This is a genomic window from Novosphingobium capsulatum NBRC 12533 (genome assembly GCF_001598375.1).
GTDB lineage: Bacteria > Pseudomonadota > Alphaproteobacteria > Sphingomonadales > Sphingomonadaceae > Novosphingobium > Novosphingobium capsulatum.
Genome location: NZ_BCYV01000055.1, coordinates 1 through 1,665, shown reverse-complemented (window position 1 = coordinate 1,665; position 1,665 = coordinate 1). Strand labels below are relative to the sequence as shown.

Sequence of the window (1,665 nt, the reverse complement as noted above, 5' to 3'; positions counted from 1 at the left end):
CGACAACGTCCTAGGTCGGGAAGCAGCGGCGAAAAACGGCCAGCAGGTCTCGTTGCGCCGATGGTGATCGGCGCTGGTTGCGTTCTGATCCAGATGGCTTCCATCGTCAAGGAATGCGCTCTCGGCCATAGCAAACACAGGATCCAACGGCCGTGCCGGTCGTGGTCCTCACCGTCCTTAAAATGAGATGCGGATGCCAGATGGAAGGCCCGAACATTATCTACAGGGTCGCCGTAGCGCCCTCACGGCACGACAGAGAGGGGTCCTTCCATCTGGTGTCCGCCCGTTCGACGAACGGGCGGTACTCGGTTCCCGTCTTGATGACAGCGTGCGCGACGCGCGCCATCTTGGCGGTGAGTGCGGTCATGGCCTTGCGGCGGCGATCAGGGTCGTTTCCATGGCCGGCAACATAGCGACCAAGCTTGTCGCGGAAGCTGTTGTCACGCTGACGGATGGCGACTTGAGTTGCCATCCAGAAGGTGCGGCGTAGCCGGGCGTTGCCGTACTTGGAGAGCTTGGTTCGCCCACGGAAAGTGCCCGACTGGCAGGTCGCGAGGTCAAGCCCACAGAACTTGAGGAACTGGCGGTGGTGGGCAAACCGGCGAAGGTCGCCAGCCTCGGCAAGGATGGTCAGCGCGTTGATCGGTCCGATTCCGGGGATCATGCGCAGGAGCTGATAATCGCGGTTCTCGCTGAGCAAGGCGTGAGCGGTGCGCTCAATCTCATCGCGCTGCCGGATGAGGCTGCGTGCTTGTGCGATGACCATGCGGAACATGGCGATCGCTACGGAATCCTCTTCGACCGGCAGTGCCACCGAGGCGCAGGCGGTCTCATAAATATCGTTGATTAAGCGGGCCTTGGAGACCTTGCGACCGACGAGAGACCAAGCCTCGCGCGTGAAGTCTTCTTGGCCGAGCGCTGTCATGCTGGCCGGAGTTGGAAAGCGTTCGAGCAGGGCCAGAAACCAGTCAGACCGGCTGTTGCCGGCGAAGCGCTCGATCTCAGGAAAATACAGCGGCAGATAGTGTGTCAGGATCCGATGCCAGGTCTGGGTCTTGGCTTTGGAAATGGCTTCATGGGTCTTCGACATCTCCTGCAGGTCGTTGATCCCGGCGGCCAGCGGATCGACGTAACGCTGGGTGGCACCGATCCGCAGCATATGCAGGATCACCTGCGCATCCTTGGAATCGTTCTTGTCCCAACCATTGTGCAACGCCTCGCGGGTACGAGCCAAGGCAACCGACGAAATCAGTCGCAGCTCGAAACCTGCCGAGAGCAGCCGATGCGCCAACGTGCGATGGTAGTTGCCGGTCGCCTCGAAGCCGACGACGATCGGGCGCCCTATGCTGCTGAGCTCGTCGGCGAGGCGATCGTAGTCAGCCTTGGTGGCCATGATCGTCATGCGCCGGCGGCGGCCGCCTTCGGGGCGTTCAATCAATACCTCCTGCCGGTGCTTCGACATATCGATGGCTACCAGCACGGCGTCGGCGGGGGTAGAACTGCGCTTGGTCATGGTCGGTCCGTCTCCAAAGTGTTGAGTCGACAACTTCACTTTAGAGACCTGCTGGCCGGTCATGGCCGCCTTGATGAAGCCGGCGGGCGCTACGCGCTCTTGTCTTCATCAAGGCATCGCGGCCCTCAAAGGAGCCGCTTCCCAATGTGCTA

1 pseudogene is annotated in these 1,665 nt (G+C 61.3%); it reads right to left on the bottom strand.

The window, feature by feature from the left end:
- Positions 1-216 precede the first annotated feature (216 nt).
- Positions 217-1,513: pseudogene (locus tag SCA01S_RS21515) on the bottom strand (IS110 family RNA-guided transposase).
- Positions 1,514-1,665: the final 152 nt, after the last annotated feature.